Genomic DNA, 25,496 nt, shown 5'->3' with positions numbered 1-25,496 from the left:
CAATTCCCTCTGTCTTTCGGTTACTGCTCCCGGTTTGAGCCCTGTGCTACATTAGCCCCTCATTTTTACGCGACGAACCGGCCTGGGGAGGCGTCGTCGCCGCGTGTAATCACTGAGCAAAAGGCAAGCCTATGCAGCGGCTGTATCGGAAGCGCATCGTTCTCGGCGTCGGCGGCGGCATTGCCGCCTACAAGAGTGCCGAGCTGGTTCGCCGACTCCTGGAACACGGCGCCCAAGTGCGCGTCGTCATGACCCGTGGCGGGGCCGAATTCATCACCCCGCTGACCCTGCAGGCCCTGTCCGGGCACCCGGTGCACATGGACCTATTGGACCCTGCTGCCGAAGCGGCGATGGGCCATATCGAGCTGGCCAAGTGGGCCGACCTGGTGCTGATTGCACCCGCCACCGCCGACCTGCTCGCACGTCTGGCCCAGGGCGTCGCCGACGACCTGCTGACCACCCTGGTGCTGGCCACTGACGCCACCGTGGCCGTGGCCCCGGCGATGAACCAGGCAATGTGGCGCGATCCGGCCACCCAGGCCAACCTCGAACTGCTGCAAAGCCGCGACATCCAGGTATTCGGCCCGGCGTCCGGCAGTCAGGCCTGCGGCGATGTCGGCCTCGGCCGCATGCTGGAAGCCACTGACCTGGCCTGGTGCGCCGCCGAGACCTTCAAGCGCGAGTCGCTGACCGGCAAACACGTGCTGATTACCGCCGGCCCGACCCAGGAGAACATCGACCCGGTGCGCTACATCACCAACCACAGCTCGGGGAAAATGGGCTTTGCCCTGGCCGAAGCAGCTGTCGAGGCTGGCGCCAAAGTCACCCTGGTCACGGGCCCGGTGAACCTGCCAACGCCCGATCGGGTTACCCGCATCGACGTGGTCAGTGCCCGCGACATGCTCGCCGCCTGCGAAGCCGCCATTCCTTGCGATGTCTTCATCGCCTCGGCTGCGGTCGCAGACTACCGCCCAGAGGTGGTGGCCCCGCAAAAACTCAAGAAAGACCCTACGACAGGTGACGGCCTGCTGCTGCAGATGGTTCGCAACCCGGATATTCTCGCCAGTATCTCCACCCGTCCCGATCGCCCGTTCAGCGTCGGCTTTGCCGCCGAGACCGAACACCTGCTCGATTACGCCGCGCGCAAGCTCAAGGACAAGAACCTCGACCTGATTGTCGCCAACGATGTGGCCAACCCCAGCATCGGCTTCAACAGCGAAGAGAACGCCTGCAGCGTCATCGACCGCCAACTTCACGCCACTGTTTTCGCGCAGACCAGCAAGGGCAAGATCGCCCGCCAGCTGGTCGCTTTCATCGCCGAACGTCTCAACCAGGTTTAATTTCGCATGCACGCTCTACAAGCCAAGATTCTCGATCCACGCATCGGCAGCGAGTTCCCGCTGCCGCAGTACGCCACCCCGGGTTCGGCCGGCCTCGACCTGCGCGCCATGCTCAAGGAAGACACCGTCCTCGAGCCCGGCCAGACCCTGCTGATCCCTACCGGTCTGTCGGTGTACATCGGTGACCCGGGCCTGGCGGCACTGATCCTGCCGCGCTCGGGCCTTGGCCACAAACACGGCATCGTCCTTGGCAACCTGGTCGGCCTGATCGACTCCGACTACCAGGGCGAGCTGATGGTCTCTTGCTGGAACCGCGGCCAGACCCCATTCACCATCGCCATCGGCGAACGCATCGCGCAACTGGTGCTGGTACCGGTAGTACAGGCGCACTTCGATATCGTTGAAGCCTTCGACGAAAGCCAGCGTGGCGCTGGTGGCTTCGGTCATTCCGGTAGCCATTGATCCGTCGGTTGCCCAGCGCGAGCCAAGGATGGCGAACTCTCTGGCGAAATGGCCGTCAAAGCGTTCAGTTTGAGCCTGCCCTGCACGCCCTCTAAATTGGAGCTCCCAGAGATGAACGACATGGCACACCTGGTACCTGTACTTCCCGCCAGTATCTTCCGCGCTTATGACATCCGTGGCGTGGTCGGCGAAACCCTCACTGCCGAAACCGCCTACTGGATTGGTCGCGCCATTGGCGCACAGACCCTTGCCCAAGGCGAGCCGAACATTTCGGTCGGCCGCGACGGCCGCCTGTCCGGACCGATGCTGGTCGAACAACTGATCAAGGGCCTGGTCGAAGCCGGCTGCACGGTAAGCGATGTCGGCCTGGTGCCGACCCCGGCCCTGTACTACGCCGCCAATGTCCTGGCTGGCAAGTCCGGGGTGATGCTCACCGGCAGCCACAACCCGCCGAACTACAACGGCTTCAAGATCGTCATTGCCGGCGACACCCTGGCCAACGAACAAATCCAGGCGCTGTTGACCCGCCTGCAGACCAACGACCTGAGCCGCGGCGAAGGCAGCGTCGAGAAAGTCGAAATCCTCGCGCGCTACTTCCAGCAGATCACCGGCGATATCAAGCTGGCGAAAAAGCTCAAAGTGGTCGTCGACTGCGGTAACGGTGCGGCCGGCGTTATCGCCCCGCAACTGATCGAAGCCCTGGGCTGCGAGATGATCCCGCTGTTCTGCGAGGTCGATGGCAACTTCCCCAACCACCACCCGGACCCGGGCAAGCCTGAGAACCTGGTCGACCTGATCGCCAAGGTCAAGGAAACCGGTGCCGACCTGGGCCTGGCCTTCGACGGCGATGGCGACCGCGTCGGCGTGGTGACCAACACCGGCAACATCGTCTATCCCGACCGCCTGCTGATGCTGTTCGCCCAGGACGTGCTGGAGCGCAACCCGGGCGCCGAGATCATTTTCGACGTCAAATGCACCCGCCGCCTGACCCCGTTGATCGAGCAATACGGCGGCCGCGCGCTAATGTGGAAGACCGGTCATTCGTTGATCAAGAAGAAGATGAAGCAGACCGGCGCCTTGCTCGCCGGAGAGATGAGCGGCCACATCTTCATCAAGGAACGCTGGTATGGTTTTGACGACGGCATCTACAGCGCTGCGCGCCTGCTGGAGATCCTCAGCAAGGCCAAAACCGATGCTGAACAGCTGTTTGCTGCGTTCCCAAACGATATTTCCACGCCGGAAATCAATATTGATGTGACCGACGAGGGTAAATTCAGCATCATTGATGCACTGCAACGCGACGCCGACTGGGGCGACAACGCCAACCTGACCACCATCGATGGTGTACGGGTCGACTACCCCCACGGCTGGGGCCTGGTTCGCGCCTCCAACACCACGCCGGTGCTGGTATTGCGCTTCGAGGCCGACAATGATGCCGAACTGCAGCGTATCAAAGAGGTATTTCGCGCCCAGCTGAAGCGCGTTGCCCCTGACCTGCAACCCAAGTTCTGACCGACTATCTGTTCCAATTGGAGCCATGCATGACCCTCGATCGCGATGCCGCCACCCATGTCGCCCAGGTTTTGTCCGAAGCGCTGCCTTACATTCGCCGCTTTGTCGGCAAGACCCTGGTGATCAAATACGGCGGCAACGCGATGGAGAGCGAAGAGCTCAAAACCGGTTTTGCCCGCGATGTGGTGCTGATGAAAGCCGTGGGTATCAACCCGGTGGTGGTGCACGGTGGCGGCCCGCAGATCGGTGACCTGCTCAAGCGTCTGTCGATCGAAAGCCGCTTCGTCGATGGCATGCGCGTTACCGATGCGCAAACCATGGACGTGGTAGAAATGGTCCTCGGCGGCCAGGTCAACAAAGACATCGTCAACCTGATCAACCGTCACGGCGGCAGCGCCATCGGCCTGACCGGCAAGGACGCCGAGCTGATTCGCGCGAAAAAGCTCACCGTCACCCGCCAGACACCAGAAATGACCACCCCGGAAATCATCGACATCGGCCATGTTGGCGAAGTGGTCGGGGTTAACACCGACCTGCTCAACATGCTGGTCAAAGGTGACTTCATCCCGGTAATCGCGCCAATCGGCGTGGGCGCCAACGGCGAGTCGTACAACATCAACGCTGACCTGGTGGCAGGCAAGGTGGCTGAAGCACTGAAGGCTGAAAAGCTGATGCTGCTGACCAACATCGCCGGCCTGATGGACAAGCAAGGCACCGTGCTCACCGGCCTGACCACCGAACAGGTCAACGAACTGATCGCTGATGGCACTATCTACGGCGGCATGCTGCCGAAGATCCGCTGTGCCCTGGAAGCGGTGCAAGGCGGCGTCAACAGCTCGCACATCATCGATGGCCGGGTGCCGAACGCGGTACTGCTGGAGATCTTCACCGACAGCGGTGTGGGTACTTTGATTACCAATCACAAGCCGCGTTAAACCCTTTCGCAGCTCAAACCCGCTCCTACAGAGCCTGTGGGAGTGGGCTTGAGCCGCGATGAGGCACAAAAAAAGGCGACCCTATGGTCGCCTTTTTTTATTGGCTTCAGATACCGTACTGCGCCCGGTAGGCCTCGACGGCCGGCAAGTGCTGCTTGAGCGCCGGGTCGTCGGCGAGGAACTCCAGCACCTGGGTCAGCGAGACGATGCTCACCACCGGAATGCCGAAGTCACGCTCCACTTCCTGGATGGCTGACAGCTCGCCATTGCCGCGCTCCTGGCGGTTCAATGCGATCAGCACGCCAGCAGCCTTGGCTTGCTGGCCCTGGATGATCTGCATGACTTCGCGGATGGCAGTGCCGGCAGTGATCACGTCGTCGATGATCAGCACATCACCGGTCAGCGGTGCGCCCACCAGGCTGCCGCCTTCACCATGGGCCTTGGCCTCTTTGCGATTGAAGCACCATGGCAGGTCGAGGTCATGGTGCTCGGCCAGGGCCACGGCAGTAGCCGCCGCCAGGGGGATACCCTTGTAGGCCGGGCCGAACAGCACGTCGAAGGGAATCTTGCTGTCGACGATCGCCGCAGCATAGAAACGCCCGAGCTGAGCCAGGGCCGAACCACTGTTGAACAGGCCGGCATTGAAGAAGTACGGGCTGGTGCGCCCGGACTTGAGGGTGAATTCACCGAAGCGCAGAACCCCGCGGTCGATGGCAAAACGAATGAAGTCGCGCTGATACGGCTGCATGAAGAGTCCCGGATACCACGGATTTAGCTAATTGAGTACAGCTCGGGTATCATACACGCACGAGATTTTTGGGGCCATTTATGCGGATCATCAGTGTGAACGTTAATGGCATTCAGGCTGCCGTTGAGCGTGGTTTGCTCAGCTGGCTACAAGCCCAGAATGCTGACGTCATCTGCCTTCAGGATACCCGCGCCTCGGCCTTTGAACTCGACGACCCAGCTTTCCAGCTCGATGGCTACTTCCTTTATGCCTGCGACGCAGAAGTTCCCGCCCAAGGCGGCGTGGCACTTTATTCGCGGTTGCAGCCCAAGGCAGTCATCAGCGGCCTGGGCTTCGAGACAGCCGACCGCTACGGACGTTACCTGCAGGCCGATTTCGACAAGGTAAGTATCGCAACCCTGTTGCTACCTTCGGGAATGAACGGCGATGAAGACTTGAACCAGAAGTTCAAGTTGATGGACGACTTCGCCAAGTACCTGGACAAGCAACGGCGCAAGCGTCGTGAATACATCTATTGCGGCTCGTTGTACGTGGCGCAGCAGAAGCTCGACGTCAAGAACTGGCGCGATGGCCAGCAGTCTCCAGGCTTCCTGGCGCCGGAACGCGCCTGGATGGACGAGATTGTCGGCAACATGGGTTATGTCGATGCCCTGCGCGAAGTCAGCCGTGAAGGCGACCAGTACAGCTGGTGGCCAGACAACGAACAGGCCGAGATGCTCAACCTGGGCTGGCGTTTCGACTACCAGTTGCTGACGCCAGGCCTGCGCCGCTTCGTGCGCAGCGCACGTCTGCCACGCCAGCCGCGCTTCTCCCAGCATGCGCCGCTGATCGTGGACTACGACTGGACGCTGACCATCTGATGGTTTCAGCCACAAAAAAGCCGACTTCGCGTCGGCTTTTTTGTGGCTGAAACTTTTAGCTGATCATTATTTGATCGGCCGCCAGGTCAGCGGGTAGCGATACGGCTGACCTTCGTTGGCCTTGACCCCGGCAACAATAGTGAGGATCAGCACGGCAACCATCAGCATGCCGAACAGTACGATACCCACCAGCACGAACATCAGCGCAAAGCAGATGATCGAGGCCAGGAACACGGTGATCTGAAAGTTCAGCGCTTCCTTGCCCTGGGCATCGATGAACGGATCCAGGTCTTTCTTCCAGATCCACATCACCAACGGCCCCAGCAGGTTGCCCAGCGGAAAGACCAGACCGAGCAAGGCAGCGAGGTGGCAGAACATTGCCCATTGCCGGATCTCGGCGTTGGGGGTGGGCAACTGCAACGGTTGCTCGGTCATGCTCTGCTCCTTGCCATGGGTGGATCAGTCGGCCAGCGAGGCCTTCTGCAGTTCGAACAGGTCGATCATGCCTTTTTGCGCCAACGCCAGCATGGCATTGAGCTCTTCAGGCTGGAATGGCGCGCCTTCGGCGGTGCCCTGTACTTCGATGAAGCCGCCCTGGCTGGTCATCACCACGTTCAGGTCGGTCTCGGCGGCCGAGTCTTCGAGGTAGTCCAGGTCGAGCACCGGCTCACCCTGGTACATGCCCACCGAAACGGCAGCGATCATGTGCTTGAGCGGGTCACCGCCCTTCAGGCCACCACGCTTTTTGACCACGCGCAGGGCGTCGACCAGGGCGACCATGGCGCCGGTGATCGAAGCGGTACGGGTGCCACCATCGGCCTGAATCACGTCGCAGTCGACGTACAGGGTGATGTCGCCCAGCTTGCTCATGTCCAGCGCAGCGCGCAGGGAGCGGCCGATCAGGCGCTGGATTTCGAGGGTGCGGCCGCCTTGCTTGCCGCGGCTGGCTTCGCGCTGGTTACGCTCACCGGTAGAGCGCGGCAGCATGCCGTACTCGGCCGTCAGCCAGCCCTGGCCCTGGCCCTTGAGGAAGCGCGGGACACCGTTCTCGACACTGACGGTGCAGATGACTTTGGTGTCACCGAACTCGACCAGTACTGACCCCTCGGCGTGTTTGGTGTAGTTGCGGGTGATGCGGATCGAGCGGAGCTGATCGGCAGCGCGACCACTTGGACGTTTCATTTGGGATACCTGTACTGGACTTGAATCTGCCCAGCATTATAGAGCGCGCCGGGCAATGAGGACACGCCTATTGTCGCAGGGCCCGAAACAGGGGGCCCAGGGCCGCAGGTCGGGTTTTTCCAGAGGCGCCCTGACTGTTTGTAACATCAGTGGATTGGGAGCCAGCGCCGCACTGCGCTACAATCCTGCGCCTTCAGCCGTTGGCTTTCTTTCATCTATTGCGCGAGGTACTTCCCATGGTGCACAGCATGACCGCTTTTGCTCGTGTCGAGCGCGCCGGTAGCCAGGGCACCCTGATCTGGGAACTGCGCTCGGTCAATCATCGCTACCTGGAGCCGCACCTGCGCCTCCCGGAAGCCTTCCGTGACCTCGAAGGCGCCGTACGCGAAAGCCTGCGCCAGGGCCTGTCGCGCGGCAAGGTCGAGTGTACTCTGCGCTTCAACGAAGAGAACAACGGCAAGGCCTTGCAGGTTGACCGCGAGCGGGCCGCGCAACTGGTTGCCGCCGCCGAGACGGTGGCCAGCCTGATCAAGCAGCCGGCGCCGCTCAACCCACTCGAAGTACTGGCCTGGCCTGGTGTACTGGTGGCCGATGCCACCGACCCGCAGGCGCTCAACAACGAGGCCATGACCCTGTTCGAAGAAGCCCTGAACGAGCTGAAGAACGGCCGCAACCGCGAAGGCAGCGAGCTCGCCCGGTTGATCAACGAGCGCCTGGACAGCATGGCCAGCGAGGTCACCACCTTGCGCGCGCTGGTACCGCAGATGCTCGCCGCGCAACGGCAGAAGATCCTCGACCGCTTCACCGACATGCAGGCCGAGCTCGACCCGCAGCGACTGGAACAGGAAATGGTCCTGCTCGCGCAAAAGAGCGACGTTGCCGAAGAGCTCGACCGTTTGAGCACCCACGTCACCGAAGTGCGCCGGGTACTCAAGTCCGGCGGCGCCGCCGGCCGGCGCCTGGACTTCCTGATGCAGGAGCTCAACCGCGAAGCCAACACCCTGGGCTCCAAAGCCTTCGACCCACGCAGCACCCAGTCCGCGGTCAACCTCAAGGTACTGATCGAGCAGATGCGTGAACAAGTACAGAACATTGAGTAAGGCCACCCCGACCATGAATCACAGCAGCGGCACCCTTTACATCGTTTCGGCCCCCTCCGGCGCCGGCAAGACCAGCCTGGTCAAAGCCCTGATCGACGCTGACAACAGCATCCAGGTGTCGGTCTCGCACACCACCCGGGCCATGCGCCCGGGCGAAGTGCACGGCGTGAACTACCACTTCGTCGAGCATACCGAGTTCAAGCTGATGATCGAGCAAGGCGACTTCCTCGAGCAGGCCGAGGTATTCGGTAACTTCTACGGGACTTCGCGCAGCGCGCTGCAGCAGGCGCTTGACCAGGGCCAGGACCTGATCCTCGAGATCGACTGGCAAGGCGCCCAGCAGGTGCGCAAGCTAATGCCCGAGGCGCGCTCGATCTTCATCCTGCCGCCGACCCAGGAGGCCCTGCGCCAGCGCCTGACCAACCGCGGCCAGGACAGCGACGAGATCATCGAAGGACGGATGCGTGAAGCGGTGGGCGAGATGAGTCACTACGACGAGTATGACTTCGTCATCATCAATGATGACTTCGCCACGGCACTGGAAGACCTCAAGGCGGTGTTCCGCGCCAATCGCTTGCTGCAGGCCAATCAGCAGCAGCGTCATGGCCAGTTGCTCAAGCAATTGCTTGCCTGAGCAACCGGCACCTCCAGCCGCTTAGCGGCGGCTGGAGACCGTGGCGTGACGGTGCAAGGTCATGCCCAGGAAGAACGCCGGCGCACGCAGGCGGGACAGCATCATCAGCACCAGCCCGAGCACGGTGATGATCATTGCGATCACGAACACCAGCCCCAACCCACCCACATGCGAACCGCTGCCGAATGACGGCGAAGCGCTGTCGACGGCCGTCTGCAGGAAGATCACCGAAAGGATGCCGCCGCCGAGCAGCGGGCACAGGCCACGCATCAGGAAGTGACGCAGGCTGTCGAACAGGCTGTGGCGGAAGTACCAGACACAGGCGTAGGCGGTCAGCGAATAGTAGAAGCAGATCATCATCCCCAGGGCGGTGATGGTGTCAGCCAGGACGTTCTCGCTGAGGGTGCGCATGGTCACGTAGAACACGCCTGCTGCAACGCCAGCGCAGATGGTGGCATAACGCGGGGTTTTCGAGCGCGGACAGATACTGGCGAAGCGCTCGGGCACAGCGCCGTAGTACCCCATGGCCAACAGCGTACGCGCCGGTGACACGAAAGTGGACTGCAGCGAGGCGGCGGTACTGGCCAGCACGGCGATCGACATCAGGATCGCCAACGGGCCCATGACCGGACCTGCCAGGTGGGCGAAGACGTTTTCCTGAATACGTGGGTTGTTCAAGCCCAGGCCAATATCACCGATACCGGCAAACTGCAGCGTGGCAATCGCCGTGACCAGGTACAGGCCGAGAATCAACAGTACTGTCAGAGTTGCCGCGCGGCCGGGGGTGTCACCGCTACCTACCGACTCTTCACTGATGCTCAGGCACACGTCCCAGCCCCAGAAGATGAAGATCGACAGCGACAGGCCGGCGGTAAAGGCCGAGAACGATTCAACGCCGAAGGGGTTGAACCAGTCCAGGTCGAACGCCAGCGGCGGCGTTGCCGAAGACTCGCCAAACGCGGCCATGGCAAAGCCCACCAGCACCACCAGCTGCAACGCGACCAGGCCGTACTGCACAGTCATGGTCGTAGCAATGCCGCGACAGCAGATCCACACCGCCATGGCGATGAACACGCAGCAGGTGACGACGTTAACCAGCAGATTGTCGCTCAGCGCAGCCACCTCGTGGCTGCCGGTGATCTGCCCAAGGAATAGATAGAAGAAGTCGACGGCCACCCCGGCCAGGTTGGACAGCACGATGGTGGTCGCGGTGACCAGCCCCCAGCCGCCGATCCAGCCGATCATCGGGCCGAACGCCCGCGCCGACCAGGTAAAGGAAGTACCGCTGTCCGGCTCGGCCGCGTTCAGTTCGCGGTAACCCAGGGCCACCAGCAGCATCGGCAGGAAGCCAACGATGAATACCGCCGGCAGGTGAGCCCCGACTTCACGCACGGTCGGTCCCAGCGCGCCAGTCAGGGTATAGACCGGGGCGATGGTGGAAATGCCCAGCACGATGCTGGCCAGCAGTCCGAGCCGGCCCTTGGCCAGCCCCTTGGATCGCCCGCCCTCACCTGGGGACAGGCCTGCTTTGTGTTCACTCATGAGTAGTTGCCGCCAATATTGGTATTGTTTTTCAGGACGCCCCACAGGGTGTCCGCTTTCACTCACTGAAACCTGTTGCGTGGTACTTCAAGCCCGGATCAACCGGCTGACCTCATAGGGTCTTCTCCCGGATCTGCTCGCCCATGGCACGGGCCAGGCATGCCTCACGGAACGCCTCGAACAGGCGCAGCGAGACCGGGTTGTCGGCAAAGCGGTACTCGGGGTGCCATTGCACACCGACCACAAAGCCTGGGGCGTCATCCATGGACACCGCCTCGACCAGTCCATCGGGGGCCAATGCTTCGGCTCGCAAGCCGTCGGCCAGGCGATCGATACCCTGGCTGTGCAGCGAATTGACCATGAAGCGGTGCTCCATCCCCAGGCGCTCGAACAGCCCGCCGGGCTGGACTGTGACCAGGTGACGGGGGCTGTACTGTTCTTCCAGCGGGGCATCCTGCGGCTCGCGATGATCCAGGTAACCCGGCAGCTCCTGCACGCGCTGGTGCAGGGTGCCGCCGAGGGCCACGTTGAGTTCCTGGAATCCACGGCAGATGCAGAACACCGGCACGCCGTCGGCAATCGCGGCCTGCAGCAGCGGCAGGGTCAGCCGGTCGCGAAACACGTCGTGCCTGGTCCCTTCCACGCTGGGGGCGCCATTGTAATGATGCGGCTCGACATTTGAAGGCGAACCGGTAAAAAGAATGCCATCGAGCCGCTCTAGCATACGGCGCGGGTCGCTGGGCTCGGCCCTTGCCGGGAGGATCAGGGGGATCCCGGCAAAGCCTGCGGCCTCGACATATTTGTCGCCAACGGTGTGCGACGAGTTCTTGCCCAGTTGCTGGCGGCAAGCGGAAACGCCAATCAAAGGCGACATTGCGGCGGTAGTTTGCATGGGTTCACCCTCCCTTACAGCTTGATCCAGGTCGCCTTGAGTTCGGTGTATTTGTCGAAAGCGTGCAGCGATTTGTCCCGGCCATTGCCTGACTGCTTGAAGCCGCCGAACGGGGCGGTCATGTCGCCGCCATCGTACTGGTTGACCCAGACGCTGCCGGCACGTAGGGCGCGAGCCGTGTTGTGGGCGCGGGAAATGTTACTGGTCCATACCGCCGCGGCCAGGCCGAAGGGCGAGTCGTTGGCAATGGCGATGGCTTCTTCGGCGCTGTCGAAAGTGATCACCGACAACACCGGGCCGAAAATTTCTTCGCGGGCGATACGCATGGCATTGGTAACGCCGTCGAAGATCGCCGGCTGCACATACACGCCGCAGGTGTCTTCCAGGACACGCTCGCCGCCAATGAGCAGGGTGGCACCGTCAGCCTTGCCGGCTTCGATGTAACCAAGCACGGTATCCAGCTGGGTGGTGTCCACCAGGGCGCCGACGCGGGTGTCCGGGTCCAGCGCATGGCCGGGTTTCCAGGCCTTGAGAGCCTCGACCACCATCGGCAGGAAGCGCGCCTTGATGCTGCGCTCGACCAGCAGGCGCGAACCGGCAATGCATACCTCGCCCTGGTTGAAGGCAATGGCGCTGGCCGCAGCTTCGGCGGCCGCCTGCAGGTCCGGAGCGTCGGCGAAGACGATGTTCGGGCTCTTGCCACCGGCTTCGAGCCAGACCCGCTTCATGTTCGACTCACCGGCGTAGACCATCAGTTGCTTGGCGATACGGGTGGAGCCGGTGAACACCAGGGTGTCGACATCCATGTGCAGGGCCAGGGCCTTGCCGACGGTATGGCCGTAGCCTGGCAGCACGTTGAGTACACCGGCCGGCAGACCCGCTTCGATCGCCAATTGGGCGATACGAATGGCGGTCAGCGGCGACTTTTCGGACGGTTTGAGGATCACCGAGTTACCGGTGGCCAGGGCCGGGCCGAGTTTCCAGCAGGCCATCATCAGTGGAAAGTTCCACGGAACAATGGCCGCGACCACGCCGACCGGCGAGCGGGTGACCAAACCCAGCTGGTCGGACGGGGTCGCAGCAACTTCGTCGTAAATCTTGTCGATGGCTTCGGCGTTCCAGCGGATGGCGTTGGCCGCGGCCGGAATGTCGATGCTCAGGGAATCGGCAATCGGCTTGCCCATGTCCAGGGTTTCCAGCAATGCCAGTTCTTCGGCATTTGCCAGAAGCAAATCAGCAAAGGCGATCAGCACCCGCTTGCGCTGGGCCGGGGCCTGCTCAGCCCAGATGCCGCTGTCGAAACTGCGCCGGGCAGCGGCCACCGCACGTTCGGCGTCGGCGCTGTCACAGCTGGCGATCTGCGCCAGTTGGCGGCCGTCGACCGGGCTTGCGCACTCGAAGGTCTCGCCGGACACACTGGCGCAGTACTGGCCGTCGATAAAGGCGCGGCCTTCGATGGTCAGGCTCTGGAAAAGCTGTTCCCAGTGTTGGCGTGGTGCTGTTGTCATTGTTGTTCTCTCCGGCGTCACACCGTGTGCAGGTACCAGTTGTATTCGAGGTCGGAAATCGACACTTCGAACTCAGCCATCTCGCTTTCCTTGCAGGCGACAAAAATATCGATGTAGTCCGGGCTGATGTATTTGTTCAGCACTTCACTGTCATCGAGCTCACGCAGCGCATCGCGCAGGTTGTTCGGCAGGCTCTGCTCCAGCTGCTCGTAGGAGTTGCCTTCGATAGGCGCTCCCGGCTCGATCTGGTTGGTCAGACCGTGATGGATACCGGCGAGAATCGCCGCCATCATCAGGTACGGGTTGGCGTCAGCGCCGGCGACACGGTGCTCGATGCGCACGGCATCGCTGCTGCCGGTCGGTACGCGGACGGCGACGGTACGGTTGTCCAGGCCCCAGCTTGGCGCATTGGGCACGTAGAACTGGGCACCGAAACGCCGGTAGGAGTTGATATTCGGGCACAGAAAGGCCATCGACGCCGGCATGGTCTCCAGCACGCCACCGATGGCGTGGCGCAGGGTTTCGCTTTGCTCGGGGTCTTCGCTGGTGAAAATGTTCTTGCCGGTTTTCTTGTCCAGCAACGAAATGTGCACATGCAGGCCGTTGCCGGCCTGGCCCGGGTAGGGCTTGGCCATGAAGGTGGAGTCCATTTCATGGTCGTAGGCGATGTTCTTGATCAGGCGCTTGAGCAACACCGCGTAGTCGCAGGCCTTCATCGGGTCGGCGACGTGGTGCAGGTTGACCTCGAACTGTGCCGGGGCGCTTTCCTTGACGATCGCATCCGCCGGAATGCCCTGCTCCTTGGCGGCTTCGAGCATGTCCTGCAAGCAATCGACGTATTCATCAAGATCGTCGATCAGGTACACCTGGGTCGACTGCGGGCGCTTGCCGGAGATCGGCGAGCGCGGCGGTTGCGGACGGCCATTGAGGTTGTCCTGGTCGATCAGGTAGAACTCAAGCTCGAACGCCGCGCAGATGTCCAGGCCCAGCGCGTCGAACTTCTCCACCACGCTGCGCAGCACTTCCCGCGGGTCGGCGAAGAATGGCGTGCCGTCCAGCTCGTGCATGGTCATCAGCAATTGCGCGGTCGGGCGTTTCTGCCAAGGCTCATAAGCAAGGGTGCCGGGGATCGGATAGCAGATGCGGTCGGCATCGCCGATGTCCAGGCCCAGGCCGGTGCTTTCGACGGTCGAGCCGTTGATGTCCAGGGCAAACAGTGAAGCCGGCAGATTGATGCCTTTTTCGTAGACCCTGACCAGGCTTGCACGCTCGATGCGCTTGCCACGCACCACGCCGTTCATGTCTGCAATCAGCAGATCGACAAATTGCACCTCAGGGTGGGCCTGGAGAAATTCACCCATCTCATCGAGAGGGATGGCGCACGGGGAGACCGACGTCATGGCTAGGCATCCTTTGATTTTTTATCGAACGACATGGAGGAGGTACTACTGCGCTATCGGGAGCGGCGATGGTTTCATTTGTTCTTTTAAGTGGTCCCATCGTGGGGAACAGCTGGGCGCCGCGGCTTCGCACGGACGTTCCAGATTCTTCTGTAAACATCGTGACTTGATTCGCGACTGCCGCCTCACTATAGAATGGCCCCCACGCAACAGACATTGGCATTTAGGCAAGTAAAGAGTGCATCCATGCAATATCAGATCAGCCACGCTGACCTTTCTCTGGTGCTCGCACTGGTTCGCGGCCGCTCCCTGGCCAAGGCCGCCGAGCTGCTGAAGGTCGATGTATCGACTGTTTTTCGTTCGATTCGGCGCATGGAAGCCGCCCTGGGTACCGCGTTGTTCGTCAAAAGCCGCAAGGGTTACATCCCCACCGGCACCGCCCAGGCCCTGGCCGAACAGGCCGAGCGCGCCGAGCAGGCGCTGGATGCCGCGCGGGTGGCGCTGGAGCACGGTGAGCAAGTGGTCAGCGGCACGGTGCGCCTGACCTGCACCGACGCCGTGCTGCACAGCCTGCTGCTGCCGGCGCTGGCCGAGTTCATGCCGGCCTACCCGGCGCTATCGCTGGAGCTGGCGACCTCCAACACCTTTGCCAACCTCAGCCGGCGTGATGCCGACCTGGCCCTGCGCCTGACCAATACGCCGCCGGAACACCTGGTCGGACGTTGCCTGGGCGCGGCGTCCTATGTGATCTGCGGTCGCGAGGAGTTTCGTCAACGCCTGGCTGAAAACCCCACCAGCGTTGCATGGATCGCCCCGGACGATGCCATGCAGGATCACCCGACGGTGGTCTGGCGCAGCGAGCACATGCCCGGCGTGATGCCCAAGTACCGCTGCAGTGGCATCTCGGCGATCGCTCAACTGGTCAGCGCCGGCCTGGGCGTTGCCGCCCTGCCCGACTACATGGCCCATACCCTGCCGGGGGTGGAGCGACTGAGCGATCCGCTGCCCGGTTGCGACACCGAACTGTGGCTGCTGACTCGGCCGGATTGCCGGGCCTTGCGTTCGGTGCAGACGCTGTTCGACGAATTGACCCCACGCCTGCGTGATGCCTTGGGCCGACAGTAAAATCGCCATCGCGGGGCAAGCCCGCTCCCACAGGGCGCTGTAGGAGCGGGCTTGCCCCGCGATGCTTTTAAAGCTGACAACACCACAAACAGTTGTGCCAGAGCCCTCTAAGTGGTTATCGTCGGGGTACCAAGGACTCGAAATGAAATCAACGCTTCCCTAAAGGCTGGTGATTTTTTAAACTATCGAGTCCGCTCGCCCATTCGGGCTGAACACCGCATTTGCTACTTGAGGAAGACCATGGCCCGCGTAACCGTTGAAGACTGCCTAGAACACGTGGATAACCGTTTTGAGCTGGTCATGCTCTCGACTCGTCGTGCTCGTCAACTGGCCACCGGCGGCAAAGAGCCGAAAGTGGCATGGGAAAACGACAAGCCTACCGTCGTCGCCCTGCGCGAAATCGCTGAAGGCATCTGCACTCCAGAGTTCATGGCCGCAGAAGAGATCCGTCACGAAGAGCCGGTCTTCGCCGCATTCGGTGAGGAAGAGGCCAACGAGGCGGTCTAAGCCCATGCCTGGTCGACGTAGTACGGCGCCGGTCCCCGTCCCTCGGCAGGAGGTAACCCCATGCCGAGCATAGACGCCCTCGCCGATCGCTTGTCGACCTACCTCGGCGCCGACCAGGTCAACCTGGTGCGCCGGGCGTATTTCTACGCCGAACAAGCCCACGACGGCCAGCGCCGTCGCAGCGGCGAAGCCTACGTCACGCATCCGCTGGCGGTGGCAAGCATCCTTGCCGACATGCACATGGACCATCAGAGCCTGATGGCGGCCATGCTGCATGACGTGATCGAAGACACCGGCATCGCCAAGGAAGCGCTCAGCTCGCAATTTGGCGAAACCGTGGCCGAACTGGTCGACGGCGTCAGCAAGCTGACCCAGATGAACTTCGAAACCAAGGCCGAAGCCCAGGCGGAGAACTTCCAGAAAATGGCCATGGCCATGGCCCGGGATATCCGCGTGATCCTGGTCAAGCTGGCCGACCGCCTGCACAACATGCGCACCCTTGAAGTGCTGTCCGGCGAAAAACGCCGGCGCATCGCCAAAGAGACCCTGGAAATCTACGCGCCCATCGCCAACCGCCTGGGCATGCACAGTGTGCGCGTAGAATTCGAAGACCTCGGCTTCAAGGCCATGCACCCGATGCGCTCGGCGCGCATCTACCAGGCGGTCAAGCGCGCCCGCGGCAACCGCAAGGAAATCGTCAACAAGATCGAAGAATCGCTGGCCCACTGCCTGGCGGTCGACGGCATCGAGGGCGAAGTCAGCGGCCGGCAAAAGCACCTCTATGGCATCTACAAGAAGATGCGCGGCAAGCGCCGGGCCTTCAACGAGATCATGGACGTCTACGCGTTTCGCATCATCGTCGACAAGGTCGATACCTGCTACCGCGTGCTCGGCGCCGTGCACAACCTGTACAAGCCGCTACCGGGGCGCTTCAAGGATTACATCGCGATCCCCAAGGCCAACGGCTACCAGTCGCTGCATACCACGCTGTTCGGCATGCACGGCGTGCCCATCGAGATCCAGATCCGCACCCGCGAAATGGAAGAGATGGCCAACAACGGCATCGCCGCTCACTGGCTGTACAAGTCCAGTGACGACGAGCAACCCAAGGGTACTCATGCCCGGGCGCGCCAGTGGGTCAAAGGCGTGCTGGAAATGCAGCAACGCGCAGGCAACTCCCTGGAATTCATCGAGAGCGTGAAGATCGACCTGTTCCCGGACGAGGTCTATGTGTTCACGCCCAAAGGCCGGATCATGGAGCTGCCCAAAGGCTCCACGGCGGTCGACTTCGCCTACGCGGTGCACACCGACGTCGGCAACAGCTGTATTGCCTGCCGCATCAACCGCCGCCTGGCGCCGTTGTCCGAACCGCTGCAAAGCGGCTCGACGGTCGAGATCGTCAGCGCCCCGGGCGCGCGACCGAACCCGGCCTGGCTCAATTTCGTGGTGACCGGCAAGGCGCGTACGCACATCCGCCATGCACTCAAGCTGCAGCGCCGCTCGGAATCCATCAGCCTGGGCGAACGCCTGCTGAACAAGGTCCTCAACGGTTTCGACAGCGCCCTGGACAAGATCCCCCAGGAGCGCATCCAGGCCATGCTCGGCGAATACCGCCTGGAGCTGATCGAAGACCTGCTCGAAGACATCGGCCTGGGCAACCGCATGGCCTATGTGGTGGCCCGCCGCCTGCTGTCCACCGAGGGCGAGCAATTGCCAAGCCCGGAAGGTCCGCTGGCGATCCGCGGCACCGAAGGCCTGGTACTGAGCTACGCCAAATGCTGTACGCCGATCCCGGGCGACCCGATTGTCGGCCACCTGTCGGCCGGCAAAGGCATGGTGGTGCACCTGGAAAACTGCCGCAACATCAGCGAAATCCGCCACAACCCGGAAAAGTGCATCCAGCTGTCCTGGGCCAAGGATGTCACTGGCGAATTCAACGTCGAGCTGCGCGTCGAGCTGGAGCACCAGCGCGGCCTGATCGCCCTGCTGGCCAGCAGCGTCAACGCCGCCGACGGCAATATCGAGAAAATCAGCATGGATGAACGCGATGGTCGCATCAGCGTGGTCCAACTGGTGGTCAGCGTGCACGACCGCGTGCACCTGGCACGCGTGATCAAGAAACTGCGCGCCCTGGCCGGTGTGATCCGAATCACCCGCATGCGTGCGTAGCCCAATAACAGCAAGGAGTCATCATGACCAAGACCGTCATCACCAGTGACAAGGCCCCAGCCGCCATCGGCACCTACTCCCAGGCGATCAAGGCCGGCAACACGGTGTACATGTCCGGGCAGATCCCGCTGGACCCAAAAACCATGGAGCTGGTCGAAGGCTTCGAAGCCCAGACCGTTCAGGTCTTCGAAAACCTCAAGGCCGTTGCTGAAGCTGCTGGCGGTTCGTTCAAGGACATCGTCAAGCTGAACATCTTCCTCACCGACCTGAGCCACTTCGCCAAGGTCAACGAGATCATGGGCAAGTACTTCGACCAGCCATACCCGGCCCGCGCCGCCATCGGCGTTGCTGCCCTGCCGAAGGGTTCGCAGGTTGAAATGGATGCCATCCTGGTCATCGAGTAACACCTGCGAAGGCGCGTCGCCCGGCGCGCCTTCATCCCCAGCCCCTGCAAGGACCCCCGCCATGCGCTACGCGCTCGCCCTGTCGCTGCTCGCCACCCTGTTGAGCGGCTGCGCCAGCCACAGCCCGGAAGACCTCAACGGTACCTGGATCAATCAAAACGCCATCGACGCCGCCGCCAAAGGCTCCAACTTGCGCCAGGCCCTGCTCGCCAATGGCCCGAACCTGGAGTGGAAGGTCAATATCGCTGCTGGCCAGGCCACCTATAGCAATGGCTTCGAAGCCGGCGACGGCAAGCTCAAGGCGCTCAAGGACGGCCAGTGGGAAGTTGATTTCTACGGCAACTACGCCGAAACCCTGAGCCTGGATGGCGATGAACTGGTGCAAACCGCCAGCGACGCCAATGGCCAGCAGAGTTTCCAGCGTGCCGAAACACCGGCCCCCATCGACGCCCCCGTGGGCACCACCTTTGAAACTGCGCTTTATAGCGCCTACCTGGGTGGCGACTGGAAGATTGTCGAGGGCCCGGGACAGGGGGCGGTGGCACATTTTCGCGCCAACGGCAGCCTCGACGGCCTGCCCGGCCTGGATCGCTACGCCCTGTGCCTGGCCGGCGATTGCGCGGCCATGAGCGGCGAGTACGACAGCCTGTGGCTGGAACGCAACCAGCAGGGCAATCCGTGGATCTTCAAGCGTGACGGCAAACAACTGGAAATCTTCCAGGCCGTCAACCAGGCCAAGGCCGACGAGATGCCGGATTTGCATCCTGGCACCCGTCGCTGGCTGCTTGAGCGTCAGTAAGGGTTAAAGGCTGCCGGCAAGGATGGCGGCATAGCCTTCCTTGTAGCTTGGGTACTGTGGCGCCCAGCCCAGTGCCCGGGCCCGGGCGTTACTGCAACGCTTGCTGCCGGTGCGCCGCACCCGCTCCTGTTCCGACCACTGGGTAACGCCCATGTACTCACGCAGCCAGGCGACCACGTCAAACAATGGCGCCGGCGCGTCGTCAACGCCGATGTAACAATCGTCCAGGGCCTCGCCCTGGTGATCGACCTTGAGCAGAAAGGCCAGCAACCCGGCCGCATCTTCAGCATGAATGCGGTTGCCGTACAGCGGTGGCTCTTCCGTCACCCGATAGCCCTGGCGGACCTGGCTCAACAACCATTCGCGGCCCGGCCCGTAGATGCCGGTGAGGCGCACGATGGTAGCGGGAATACCGCTGGCCAAGGCCAGGCGCTCGGCTTCGAGCATGACCTTGCCCGAATAGCCTTCAGGCTCCACGGCAGCACTTTCATCAATCCACTCACCGTCCTTCTGCGCATACACGCTGCTGCTCGAGACAAACAGCAGACGCCGCGGCGCTTGCTTGCGCTCGGCCAGCCAGCCCAGCACGTTGCGCAGGCCGTCAACATAAGCGGCCTGATAGCCGGCCTCGTCATGCTGGCTCGCCGCGACGCTGTAGACCAGGTAATCCGGCGCGTCAACCGGCCAGGCGGTCGGACAGCGCGGGTCATTCAAGTCGGCCGCGATGGCCGCCACCCCTTCTGGCAATTGGCCAACACTGCGGCGCAGGCCGCTCACCGGCCAGCCAGAAGCCAGCAATTGCTTGGCCAGACGGCCACCGACATCGCCACAACCGACGATCAGAACTGAGGGCGCAGACATCCCGAAACTCCGTAAATCAAAGGCCCAGCCTATCCAAATAAATAGATAGGCGGCTAGCTATGGTGGAAAAAAAGTAACTTTATTACTTCTGCTAACAAGAATTACTTGCAATAATGGCCACCCAATTTTGTTCTCGGCCTGTCTCGAGGCCTGGAAGGACAACCACCTCTTTCTTCTTCATCAGGTCAGGCCAGCATGACACGTATCCAACCTTCCGCTTCGCCAACCACGTCGCGCGCATGGCGCGCCATTGCCGCGCTGATGTTCAGCCTGGTGATGGCACCCGTCGCTCTGGCCGATGAGCCAACTACCGCTCCCTCCACTCCAGCCGCTGCTGTAGCACCGGCCGCGCCAGGCGCCGAACAGGCTGCAGCGACCGACCCGGCTGCCGCGCCTGCCGCTGCACCGATCGATAGCCAGGTAGCCAACCCTGCCGACGAAAGCGTTGAAGCACTGGTTGAAGACACCAGCCTGGGCATGGCCCACGACCTGTCGCCGTGGGGCATGTACAAAAACGCCGACATCGTGGTCAAGATCGTCATGATCGGCCTGGCTATCGCCTCGATCATCACCTGGACCATCTGGATCGCCAAAGGCTTCGAGCTGCTGGGCGCCAAGCGCCGCCTGCGGGGCGAGATCGCTGCACTCAAACGCGCGACCACCCTCAAGGAAGCCAGCGACAGTGCCAGCAAAGAAGGCACCCTGGCCCATATCCTGGTCCACGATGCCCTGGATGAAATGCGCCTCTCGGCCAATGCCCGCGAGAAAGAAGGCATCAAGGAGCGCGTCAGTTTCCGCCTCGAGCGCCTGGTCGCCGCCAGCGGCCGCAACATGAGCAGCGGCACCGGCGTGCTGGCCACCATCGGTTCCACCGCACCGTTCGTCGGTCTGTTCGGTACCGTCTGGGGCATCATGAACAGCTTCATCGGCATCGCCAAAACCCAGACCACCAACCTTGCCGTGGTTGCTCCTGGTATTGCCGAAGCATTGCTGGCGACCGCCCTGGGCCTGGTTGCAGCAATTCCTGCCGTGGTCATCTACAACGTCTTCGCCCGCTCCATCGCTGGCTACAAAGCTCAGGTGTCCGATGCCTCGGCCGAGGTCCTGCTGCTGGTCAGCCGCGACCTGGATCACCAGCCAGGCGAACGCGTAGTTGCACCTCACATGGTCAAAGTGGGCTAAGCCATGGGCCTGCATCTGAACGAAGGTGGCGACGATCTCGCCGAAAACCACGAAATCAACGTTACGCCGTTCATCGACGTGATGTTGGTCCTGCTGATCATCTTCATGGTGGCAGCGCCACTGGCAACCGTCGACATCAAGGTCGACCTGCCAGCCTCGACCGCCAAACCTGCGCCGAGGCCCGAGAAGCCGGTGTTCCTCAGCGTCAAGGCTGACCAGAAACTCTACGTTGGCGACGATCAGGTCCAGCGTGACCAGCTCGGGGCGATTCTCGACGCCAAGACCAAGGGCGACAAGGACACCACGATCTTCTTCCAGGCTGACAAAGGCGTGGATTACGGCGATCTGATGGAAGTCATGAACACGCTGCGCGCGGCCGGTTACCTGAAAGTCGGTCTGGTCGGCCTTGAGACGGCAGCCAAGAAATGATCAAGACGCGGCATAAGCTGGCGCGTTACAGCAGTAGTCTGGCGATTGTGCTGGGTATCCATGCCGTTGCCGTGTTGCTGACGCTCAATTGGTCGGTGCCCCAAGCGATCGAGTTGCCGCCTGCGGCAATGATGATCGAAATGGCACCGATGCCCGAACCGGCACCGCCACCTCCACCGAAGGTGGTCACACCGCCACAGCCGCCAGCGCCGGTCGAAGAACCGCCGCTGCCGAAACTGGCCGAGGCGCCGAAACCGAAAATCGCCATCGCCAAGCCGGTCAAGCCGAAGGCCAAACCGCAGCCGCCCAAGCCTGAGAAAAAGCCTGAGCCGCCGCAGGAGAAGCCCGCCGACGAGGAAGTGGTCGATACACCGCCAACTACCGCGCCGACACAGAAATCGGCGGCTCCGGCACCGAGCATCGCCACCAACAGCAATGCCTTGCCGACCTGGCAAAGCGACCTGCTGCGACACCTGGCGAAGTACAAGCGCTACCCGGAAAACGCCCGGCGCATGCGTATGGAAGGCATCAACCGTCTGCGCTTTGTGGTCGATGGCGAGGGCAAGATCCTTTCCTACGCCCTGGCCGGTGGTTCGGGCAGCGCGGCACTGGATCGGGCGACCCTGGAGATGATCCGTCGCGCGCAACCGGTACCACCGCCACCAAAGGAATTGCTCAACAACGGCAGCATTGAAGTGATCGCGCCTTTCGTCTACTCGCTGGACAAACGCTAACGCTTTGTTTCTGTCACAAACGAGCAAGTCTGATAACGTGCGTCTATCGATTGCAGCCGCTATGCTGGGGCCGCAACTTCATGGACGCACGTTATGACCCTCACAGAATTGCGCTACATCGTCACCCTCGCCCAGGAGCAGCACTTCGGCCATGCCGCCGAGCGCTGCCACGTCAGCCAGCCGACCCTGTCGGTCGGCGTGAAAAAGCTTGAGGACGAGCTGGGTGTACTGATCTTCGAGCGCAGCAAAAGCGCGGTGCGCCTGACCCCGGTCGGTGAAGGCATCGTTGCCCAGGCGCAAAAGGTGCTTGAGCAGGCCCAGGGCATTCGCGAGCTGGCCCAGGCCGGCAAGAACCAGCTGACCGCCCCGCTGAAAGTCGGCGCGATCTACACCGTCGGCCCCTACCTGTTCCCGCACCTGATTCCGCAACTGCACCGGGTCGCCCCGCAGATGCCGTTGTACATCGAAGAAAACTTCACCCATGTACTGCGCGACAAGCTGCGCAATGGCGAGCTGGATGCAGTGATCATCGCCCTGCCGTTCAACGAAGCCGATGTGCTGACCCTGCCGCTGTACGACGAACCTTTCTACGTGCTGATGCCCAGCGAGCATCCATGGACCCAGAAAGAAACCATCGACGCCAGCCTGCTCAACGACAAGAGCCTGCTGCTGCTCGGTGAAGGCCACTGCTTCCGTGACCAGGTGCTCGAGGCCTGCCCGACCCTGGCCAAGGGCAGCGACGGCGCCAAGCACACCACGGTCGAATCCAGCTCGCTGGAGACCATTCGTCACATGGTCGCTTCGGGCCTCGGTGTGTCGATCCTGCCGCTGTCGGCAGTGCACAGCCATCATTACGCCCCGGGCGTGATCGAAGTGCGCCCCCTGAGCCCACCGGCACCGTTTCGTACCGTCGCCATCGCCTGGCGCGCCAGCTTCCCGCGGCCCAAGGCGATCGAGATCCTCGCTGACTCGATCCGCTTGTGCTCGGTCGCCAAACCCGCCGCGAGCCAGTAGGAAAGCGCCATGCCGGAGTTGTCCCAGGTCTCGGTGACCGCGCTCAAGGGTGTCGGCGAGGCCATGGCCGAGAAGCTCGCCAAGGTCGGCCTGGAAAACCTTCAGGACGTGCTGTTCCACCTGCCGCTGCGCTATCAGGACCGTACTCGCGTGGTGCCTATCGGCGCCCTGCGTCCGGGCCAGGATGCAGTGATCGAAGGCGTGGTCAGTGGCACCGATGTGGTCATGGGCAAGCGCCGCAGCCTGCTGGTGCGCCTGGGCGACGGCAGCGGCGTGCTCAGCCTGCGCTTTTACCATTTCAGCAACGCCCAGAAGGAAGGCCTCAAGCGTGGCACCCACTTGCGCTGCTACGGTGAAGCCCGCCCAGGTGCCTCGGGCCTGGAAATCTACCACCCGGAGTACCGCGCGCTGACTGGCGACGAGCCGGCCCCGGTGGAACAGACCCTGACACCGATCTACCCGACTACCGAAGGCCTGACCCAGCAGCGCCTGCGCCAGCTGTGCCAACAGAGCCTGGCGCTGCTTGGCCCGCGCAGCCTGCCGGACTGGCTGCCGGAAGAACTGGCCCGGGACTATCGACTGGCACCACTGGACGACGCGATCCGCTACCTGCATCACCCACCGGCCGATGCCGATGTCGACGAGCTTGCCGAAGGCCAGCACTGGGCCCAGCACCGCCTGGCGTTCGAAGAACTGCTGACCCACCAGCTGTCCCAGCAGCGCCTGCGCGAAAGCCTGCGCGCCCAGCGTGCGCCGGTACTGCCCAAGGCCAGCCGCTTGCCACAGCAGTACCTGGCCAACCTCGGTTTTGCACCGACAGGCGCACAGCAGCGGGTCGGCAACGAGATTGCCTACGACCTCAGCCAGCCGGAGCCAATGCTGCGCCTGGTCCAGGGAGACGTTGGCGCGGGCAAGACCGTGGTCGCCGCCCTGGCCGCGCTGCAGGCGTTGGAGGCCGGTTATCAGGTGGCGTTGATGGCGCCCACCGAGATCCTCGCCGAACAACACTTCATCACCTTCAAGCGCTGGCTGGAGCCGCTGGGCATCGAAGTCGCCTGGCTGGCCGGCAAGCTCAAGGGCAAGGCGCGCGTCAGCGCCCTGGAGCAGATCGCCGCCGGCGCACCGATGGTGGTCGGCACCCATGCCTTGTTCCAGGAAGAGGTGAAGTTCAAGAACCTGGCCCTGGCGATCATCGACGAACAGCACCGCTTCGGCGTGCAACAGCGCCTGGCCCTGCGCCAGAAAGGCGTGGGCGGCCAACTTTGCCCACACCAGTTGATCATGACCGCCACGCCGATCCCGCGCACCCTGGCAATGAGCGCCTATGCCGACCTGGATACGTCAATCCTCGACGAGCTGCCACCAGGCCGCACCCCGGTCAATACCGTGCTGGTGGCTGACAGCCGGCGTTTCGAGGTGGTCGAGCGGGTCCGTGCGGCCTGTGCCGAAGGGCGTCAGACCTACTGGGTATGCACCCTGATCGAAGAGTCCGAAGAGCTCACCTGCCAGGCCGCCGAGACCACCTTCGAGGAGCTCAGCAGCGCCTTGGGCGAATTGCGCGTCGGCCTGATTCACGGGCGCATGAAGCCTGCGGAAAAAGCCGCGGTGATGGCCGAGTTCAAGCAGGGCAACCTGCAACTGCTGGTGGCGACCACGGTGATCGAGGTGGGGGTCGACGTGCCCAATGCCAGCCTGATGATCATCGAGAACCCCGAGCGCCTGGGCCTGGCACAGTTGCACCAGCTGCGCGGCCGGGTTGGCCGTGGCAGCGCGGTGAGCCACTGCGTGCTGCTGTATCACCCGCCGCTGTCGCAGATCGGCCGCGAACGCCTGGGGATCATGCGCGAAACCAACGACGGCTTCATCATCGCCGAAAAGGACCTGGAGCTGCGCGGCCCCGGCGAAATGCTCGGCACCCGCCAGACCGGCCTGCTGCAATTCAAGGTCGCCGACCTGATGCGCGATGCCGATCTGCTGCCCGCCGTGCGCGATGCCGCCCAGGCCCTGCTGGCGCGTTGGCCGTCGCACGTGAGCCCGTTGCTGGAGCGCTGGCTGCGTCACGGCCAGCAATATGGCCAAGTGTGACGGCCGTCCCAGATTGCAGCCAGCCCAAGGTTCAAGCTGGTTATACTCATGCGATTAAAAAAATTTTGGATA

24 protein-coding genes and 1 pseudogene are annotated in these 25,496 nt (G+C 62.6%); 17 read left to right on the top strand and 8 right to left on the bottom strand.

Annotation, left to right across the window (positions count from 1 at the left end; translation table 11 throughout):
* The first annotated feature begins 131 nt into the window (after positions 1-131).
* The 4 genes and pseudogenes from coaBC (at position 132) to argB (ending at position 4,249) form a co-directional block, all read left to right on the top strand.
* Positions 132-1,340 (top strand): bifunctional phosphopantothenoylcysteine decarboxylase/phosphopantothenate--cysteine ligase CoaBC, encoded by a 1,209-nt coding sequence (coaBC, locus tag NLX68_RS01195; RefSeq protein WP_254282267.1) that lies wholly within the window; start codon positions 132-134, stop codon positions 1,338-1,340.
* Between the two features lie 6 nt (positions 1,341-1,346).
* Complete coding sequence (gene dut / locus NLX68_RS01190; RefSeq protein ID WP_254282265.1) at positions 1,347-1,802, top strand: dUTP diphosphatase; 456 nt, start codon at positions 1,347-1,349, stop codon at positions 1,800-1,802.
* 141 nt (positions 1,803-1,943) lie between these two features.
* Positions 1,944-3,314, top strand: a pseudogene (locus tag NLX68_RS01185) (phosphomannomutase/phosphoglucomutase); the annotation flags it as partial.
* Between the two features lie 29 nt (positions 3,315-3,343).
* Positions 3,344-4,249, top strand: coding sequence for an acetylglutamate kinase (gene argB, locus NLX68_RS01180; RefSeq protein ID WP_010225876.1), 906 nt, complete (start codon positions 3,344-3,346; stop codon positions 4,247-4,249).
* Between the two features lie 106 nt (positions 4,250-4,355).
* Here the strand turns inward: argB and pyrE are convergent, their stop codons facing one another.
* Complete coding sequence (pyrE, locus tag NLX68_RS01175) at positions 4,356-4,997, bottom strand: orotate phosphoribosyltransferase (protein ID WP_010225878.1); 642 nt, start codon at positions 4,995-4,997, stop codon at positions 4,356-4,358.
* 80 nt (positions 4,998-5,077) lie between these two features.
* Here pyrE and NLX68_RS01170 point away from each other — a divergent pair, with 80 nt between their 5' ends.
* A complete protein-coding gene (locus NLX68_RS01170) occupies positions 5,078-5,857 on the top strand; it encodes an exodeoxyribonuclease III (protein ID WP_010225880.1) in 780 nt (259 codons plus the stop codon).
* A gap of 66 nt (positions 5,858-5,923) precedes the next feature.
* Here NLX68_RS01170 and NLX68_RS01165 read toward each other — a convergent pair whose 3' ends face one another.
* Together NLX68_RS01165 and rph are read right to left on the bottom strand one after the other, a co-directional pair.
* A complete protein-coding gene (locus tag NLX68_RS01165) occupies positions 5,924-6,292 on the bottom strand; it encodes a DUF4870 domain-containing protein (RefSeq protein ID WP_254282263.1) in 369 nt (122 codons plus the stop codon).
* Positions 6,293-6,316: 24 nt separating this feature from the next.
* On the bottom strand, positions 6,317-7,039 hold the full coding sequence (gene rph, locus NLX68_RS01160) for a ribonuclease PH (protein WP_010225884.1): 723 nt from the start codon (positions 7,037-7,039) through the stop codon (positions 6,317-6,319).
* A gap of 236 nt (positions 7,040-7,275) precedes the next feature.
* Between rph and NLX68_RS01155 the strand changes: the two genes are divergently transcribed.
* Both NLX68_RS01155 and gmk read left to right on the top strand, forming a co-directional pair.
* Complete coding sequence (locus NLX68_RS01155; protein WP_254282261.1) at positions 7,276-8,139, top strand: YicC/YloC family endoribonuclease; 864 nt, start codon at positions 7,276-7,278, stop codon at positions 8,137-8,139.
* 13 nt (positions 8,140-8,152) lie between these two features.
* Positions 8,153-8,773: a guanylate kinase gene (gmk, locus tag NLX68_RS01150; protein WP_254282259.1), complete on the top strand. Its 621-nt coding sequence runs from the start codon at positions 8,153-8,155 to the stop codon at positions 8,771-8,773.
* A 21-nt stretch (positions 8,774-8,794) separates the two neighbouring features.
* On the opposite strand, the gene NLX68_RS01145 is transcribed toward gmk, so the two are convergent.
* The 4 genes from NLX68_RS01145 to NLX68_RS01130 all read right to left on the bottom strand — a co-directional run bounded on the left by NLX68_RS01145 (position 8,795) and on the right by NLX68_RS01130 (position 14,115).
* Positions 8,795-10,315, bottom strand: a complete 1,521-nt coding sequence (locus tag NLX68_RS01145; RefSeq protein ID WP_254282257.1) for an APC family permease — start codon at positions 10,313-10,315, stop codon at positions 8,795-8,797.
* 112 nt (positions 10,316-10,427) lie between these two features.
* Positions 10,428-11,207, bottom strand: a complete 780-nt coding sequence (locus tag NLX68_RS01140; RefSeq protein WP_254282255.1) for a gamma-glutamyl-gamma-aminobutyrate hydrolase family protein — start codon at positions 11,205-11,207, stop codon at positions 10,428-10,430.
* 14 nt (positions 11,208-11,221) lie between these two features.
* Positions 11,222-12,715: an aldehyde dehydrogenase gene (locus tag NLX68_RS01135; protein ID WP_254282253.1), complete on the bottom strand. Its 1,494-nt coding sequence runs from the start codon at positions 12,713-12,715 to the stop codon at positions 11,222-11,224.
* A 17-nt stretch (positions 12,716-12,732) separates the two neighbouring features.
* Positions 12,733-14,115 (bottom strand): glutamine synthetase family protein, encoded by a 1,383-nt coding sequence (locus tag NLX68_RS01130; protein WP_254282246.1) that lies wholly within the window; start codon positions 14,113-14,115, stop codon positions 12,733-12,735.
* 246 nt (positions 14,116-14,361) lie between these two features.
* Here NLX68_RS01130 and NLX68_RS01125 point away from each other — a divergent pair, with 246 nt between their 5' ends.
* The 5 genes from NLX68_RS01125 to NLX68_RS01105 all read left to right on the top strand — a co-directional run bounded on the left by NLX68_RS01125 (position 14,362) and on the right by NLX68_RS01105 (position 19,119).
* Positions 14,362-15,240: a LysR family transcriptional regulator gene (locus tag NLX68_RS01125; protein WP_010225899.1), complete on the top strand. Its 879-nt coding sequence runs from the start codon at positions 14,362-14,364 to the stop codon at positions 15,238-15,240.
* Between the two features lie 240 nt (positions 15,241-15,480).
* A complete protein-coding gene (rpoZ, locus tag NLX68_RS01120) occupies positions 15,481-15,747 on the top strand; it encodes a DNA-directed RNA polymerase subunit omega (protein ID WP_010225901.1) in 267 nt (88 codons plus the stop codon).
* 60 nt (positions 15,748-15,807) lie between these two features.
* Positions 15,808-17,916, top strand: coding sequence for a bifunctional GTP diphosphokinase/guanosine-3',5'-bis pyrophosphate 3'-pyrophosphohydrolase (gene spoT, locus NLX68_RS01115; protein ID WP_010225903.1), 2,109 nt, complete (start codon positions 15,808-15,810; stop codon positions 17,914-17,916).
* Positions 17,917-17,939: 23 nt separating this feature from the next.
* On the top strand, positions 17,940-18,320 hold the full coding sequence (locus NLX68_RS01110; RefSeq protein ID WP_003229509.1) for a RidA family protein: 381 nt from the start codon (positions 17,940-17,942) through the stop codon (positions 18,318-18,320).
* Between the two features lie 61 nt (positions 18,321-18,381).
* On the top strand, positions 18,382-19,119 hold the full coding sequence (locus NLX68_RS01105; protein ID WP_254282245.1) for a hypothetical protein: 738 nt from the start codon (positions 18,382-18,384) through the stop codon (positions 19,117-19,119).
* Positions 19,120-19,122: 3 nt separating this feature from the next.
* Here NLX68_RS01105 and NLX68_RS01100 read toward each other — a convergent pair whose 3' ends face one another.
* Complete coding sequence (locus tag NLX68_RS01100) at positions 19,123-19,980, bottom strand: SDR family oxidoreductase (protein WP_254282243.1); 858 nt, start codon at positions 19,978-19,980, stop codon at positions 19,123-19,125.
* Between the two features lie 195 nt (positions 19,981-20,175).
* Between NLX68_RS01100 and exbB the strand changes: the two genes are divergently transcribed.
* From exbB to recG, 5 genes are all read left to right on the top strand, one after another.
* A complete protein-coding gene (exbB, locus tag NLX68_RS01095; RefSeq protein WP_254282240.1) occupies positions 20,176-21,162 on the top strand; it encodes a tonB-system energizer ExbB in 987 nt (328 codons plus the stop codon).
* Between the two features lie 3 nt (positions 21,163-21,165).
* Positions 21,166-21,591: a TonB system transport protein ExbD gene (gene exbD / locus NLX68_RS01090; protein ID WP_254282239.1), complete on the top strand. Its 426-nt coding sequence runs from the start codon at positions 21,166-21,168 to the stop codon at positions 21,589-21,591.
* Entirely contained in the window at positions 21,588-22,325 is a 738-nt protein-coding gene (locus tag NLX68_RS01085) for an energy transducer TonB (protein ID WP_254282238.1), read from the top strand. The genes exbD and NLX68_RS01085 overlap by 4 nt, the downstream gene beginning before the upstream one ends.
* Before the next feature lie 93 nt (positions 22,326-22,418).
* Positions 22,419-23,339 (top strand): hydrogen peroxide-inducible genes activator, encoded by a 921-nt coding sequence (locus NLX68_RS01080; RefSeq protein ID WP_254282237.1) that lies wholly within the window; start codon positions 22,419-22,421, stop codon positions 23,337-23,339.
* A gap of 9 nt (positions 23,340-23,348) precedes the next feature.
* Complete coding sequence (recG, locus tag NLX68_RS01075) at positions 23,349-25,424, top strand: ATP-dependent DNA helicase RecG (RefSeq protein ID WP_254282236.1); 2,076 nt, start codon at positions 23,349-23,351, stop codon at positions 25,422-25,424.
* The last annotated feature ends 72 nt before the right edge of the window (positions 25,425-25,496 follow it).

Source organism: Pseudomonas sp. SBB6 (assembly GCF_024213215.1).
GTDB classification, from domain to species: Bacteria; Pseudomonadota; Gammaproteobacteria; order Pseudomonadales; family Pseudomonadaceae; genus Aquipseudomonas; species Aquipseudomonas donghuensis.
This window is presented reverse-complemented; position numbering and strand designations above follow the sequence as displayed.

Bases quoted from the DNA above. Each gene is read 5' to 3' on its own strand.
- pyrE (WP_010225878.1), bottom strand. From the start codon at position 4,997: ATGCAGCCGTATCAGCGCGACTTCATTCGTTTTGCCATCGACCGCGGG.
- NLX68_RS01125 (WP_010225899.1), top strand. From the start codon at position 14,362: ATGCAATATCAGATCAGCCACGCTGACCTTTCTCTGGTGCTCGCACTG.
- NLX68_RS01105 (WP_254282245.1), top strand. From the start codon at position 18,382: ATGCGCTACGCGCTCGCCCTGTCGCTGCTCGCCACCCTGTTGAGCGGC.
- NLX68_RS01170 (WP_010225880.1), top strand. From the start codon at position 5,078: ATGCGGATCATCAGTGTGAACGTTAATGGCATTCAGGCTGCCGTTGAG.
- NLX68_RS01080 (WP_254282237.1), top strand. From the start codon at position 22,419: ATGACCCTCACAGAATTGCGCTACATCGTCACCCTCGCCCAGGAGCAG.
- exbB (WP_254282240.1), top strand. From the start codon at position 20,176: ATGACACGTATCCAACCTTCCGCTTCGCCAACCACGTCGCGCGCATGG.
- exbD (WP_254282239.1), top strand. From the start codon at position 21,166: ATGGGCCTGCATCTGAACGAAGGTGGCGACGATCTCGCCGAAAACCAC.
- recG (WP_254282236.1), top strand. From the start codon at position 23,349: ATGCCGGAGTTGTCCCAGGTCTCGGTGACCGCGCTCAAGGGTGTCGGC.
- NLX68_RS01100 (WP_254282243.1), bottom strand. From the start codon at position 19,980: ATGTCTGCGCCCTCAGTTCTGATCGTCGGTTGTGGCGATGTCGGTGGC.
- argB (WP_010225876.1), top strand. From the start codon at position 3,344: ATGACCCTCGATCGCGATGCCGCCACCCATGTCGCCCAGGTTTTGTCC.
- gmk (WP_254282259.1), top strand. From the start codon at position 8,153: ATGAATCACAGCAGCGGCACCCTTTACATCGTTTCGGCCCCCTCCGGC.
- spoT (WP_010225903.1), top strand. From the start codon at position 15,808: ATGCCGAGCATAGACGCCCTCGCCGATCGCTTGTCGACCTACCTCGGC.
- rpoZ (WP_010225901.1), top strand. From the start codon at position 15,481: ATGGCCCGCGTAACCGTTGAAGACTGCCTAGAACACGTGGATAACCGT.
- NLX68_RS01145 (WP_254282257.1), bottom strand. From the start codon at position 10,315: ATGAGTGAACACAAAGCAGGCCTGTCCCCAGGTGAGGGCGGGCGATCC.
- NLX68_RS01155 (WP_254282261.1), top strand. From the start codon at position 7,276: ATGGTGCACAGCATGACCGCTTTTGCTCGTGTCGAGCGCGCCGGTAGC.
- NLX68_RS01165 (WP_254282263.1), bottom strand. From the start codon at position 6,292: ATGACCGAGCAACCGTTGCAGTTGCCCACCCCCAACGCCGAGATCCGG.
- rph (WP_010225884.1), bottom strand. From the start codon at position 7,039: ATGAAACGTCCAAGTGGTCGCGCTGCCGATCAGCTCCGCTCGATCCGC.
- NLX68_RS01135 (WP_254282253.1), bottom strand. From the start codon at position 12,715: ATGACAACAGCACCACGCCAACACTGGGAACAGCTTTTCCAGAGCCTG.
- NLX68_RS01140 (WP_254282255.1), bottom strand. From the start codon at position 11,207: ATGCAAACTACCGCCGCAATGTCGCCTTTGATTGGCGTTTCCGCTTGC.
- NLX68_RS01130 (WP_254282246.1), bottom strand. From the start codon at position 14,115: ATGACGTCGGTCTCCCCGTGCGCCATCCCTCTCGATGAGATGGGTGAA.
- dut (WP_254282265.1), top strand. From the start codon at position 1,347: ATGCACGCTCTACAAGCCAAGATTCTCGATCCACGCATCGGCAGCGAG.
- NLX68_RS01085 (WP_254282238.1), top strand. From the start codon at position 21,588: ATGATCAAGACGCGGCATAAGCTGGCGCGTTACAGCAGTAGTCTGGCG.
- NLX68_RS01110 (WP_003229509.1), top strand. From the start codon at position 17,940: ATGACCAAGACCGTCATCACCAGTGACAAGGCCCCAGCCGCCATCGGC.
- coaBC (WP_254282267.1), top strand. From the start codon at position 132: ATGCAGCGGCTGTATCGGAAGCGCATCGTTCTCGGCGTCGGCGGCGGC.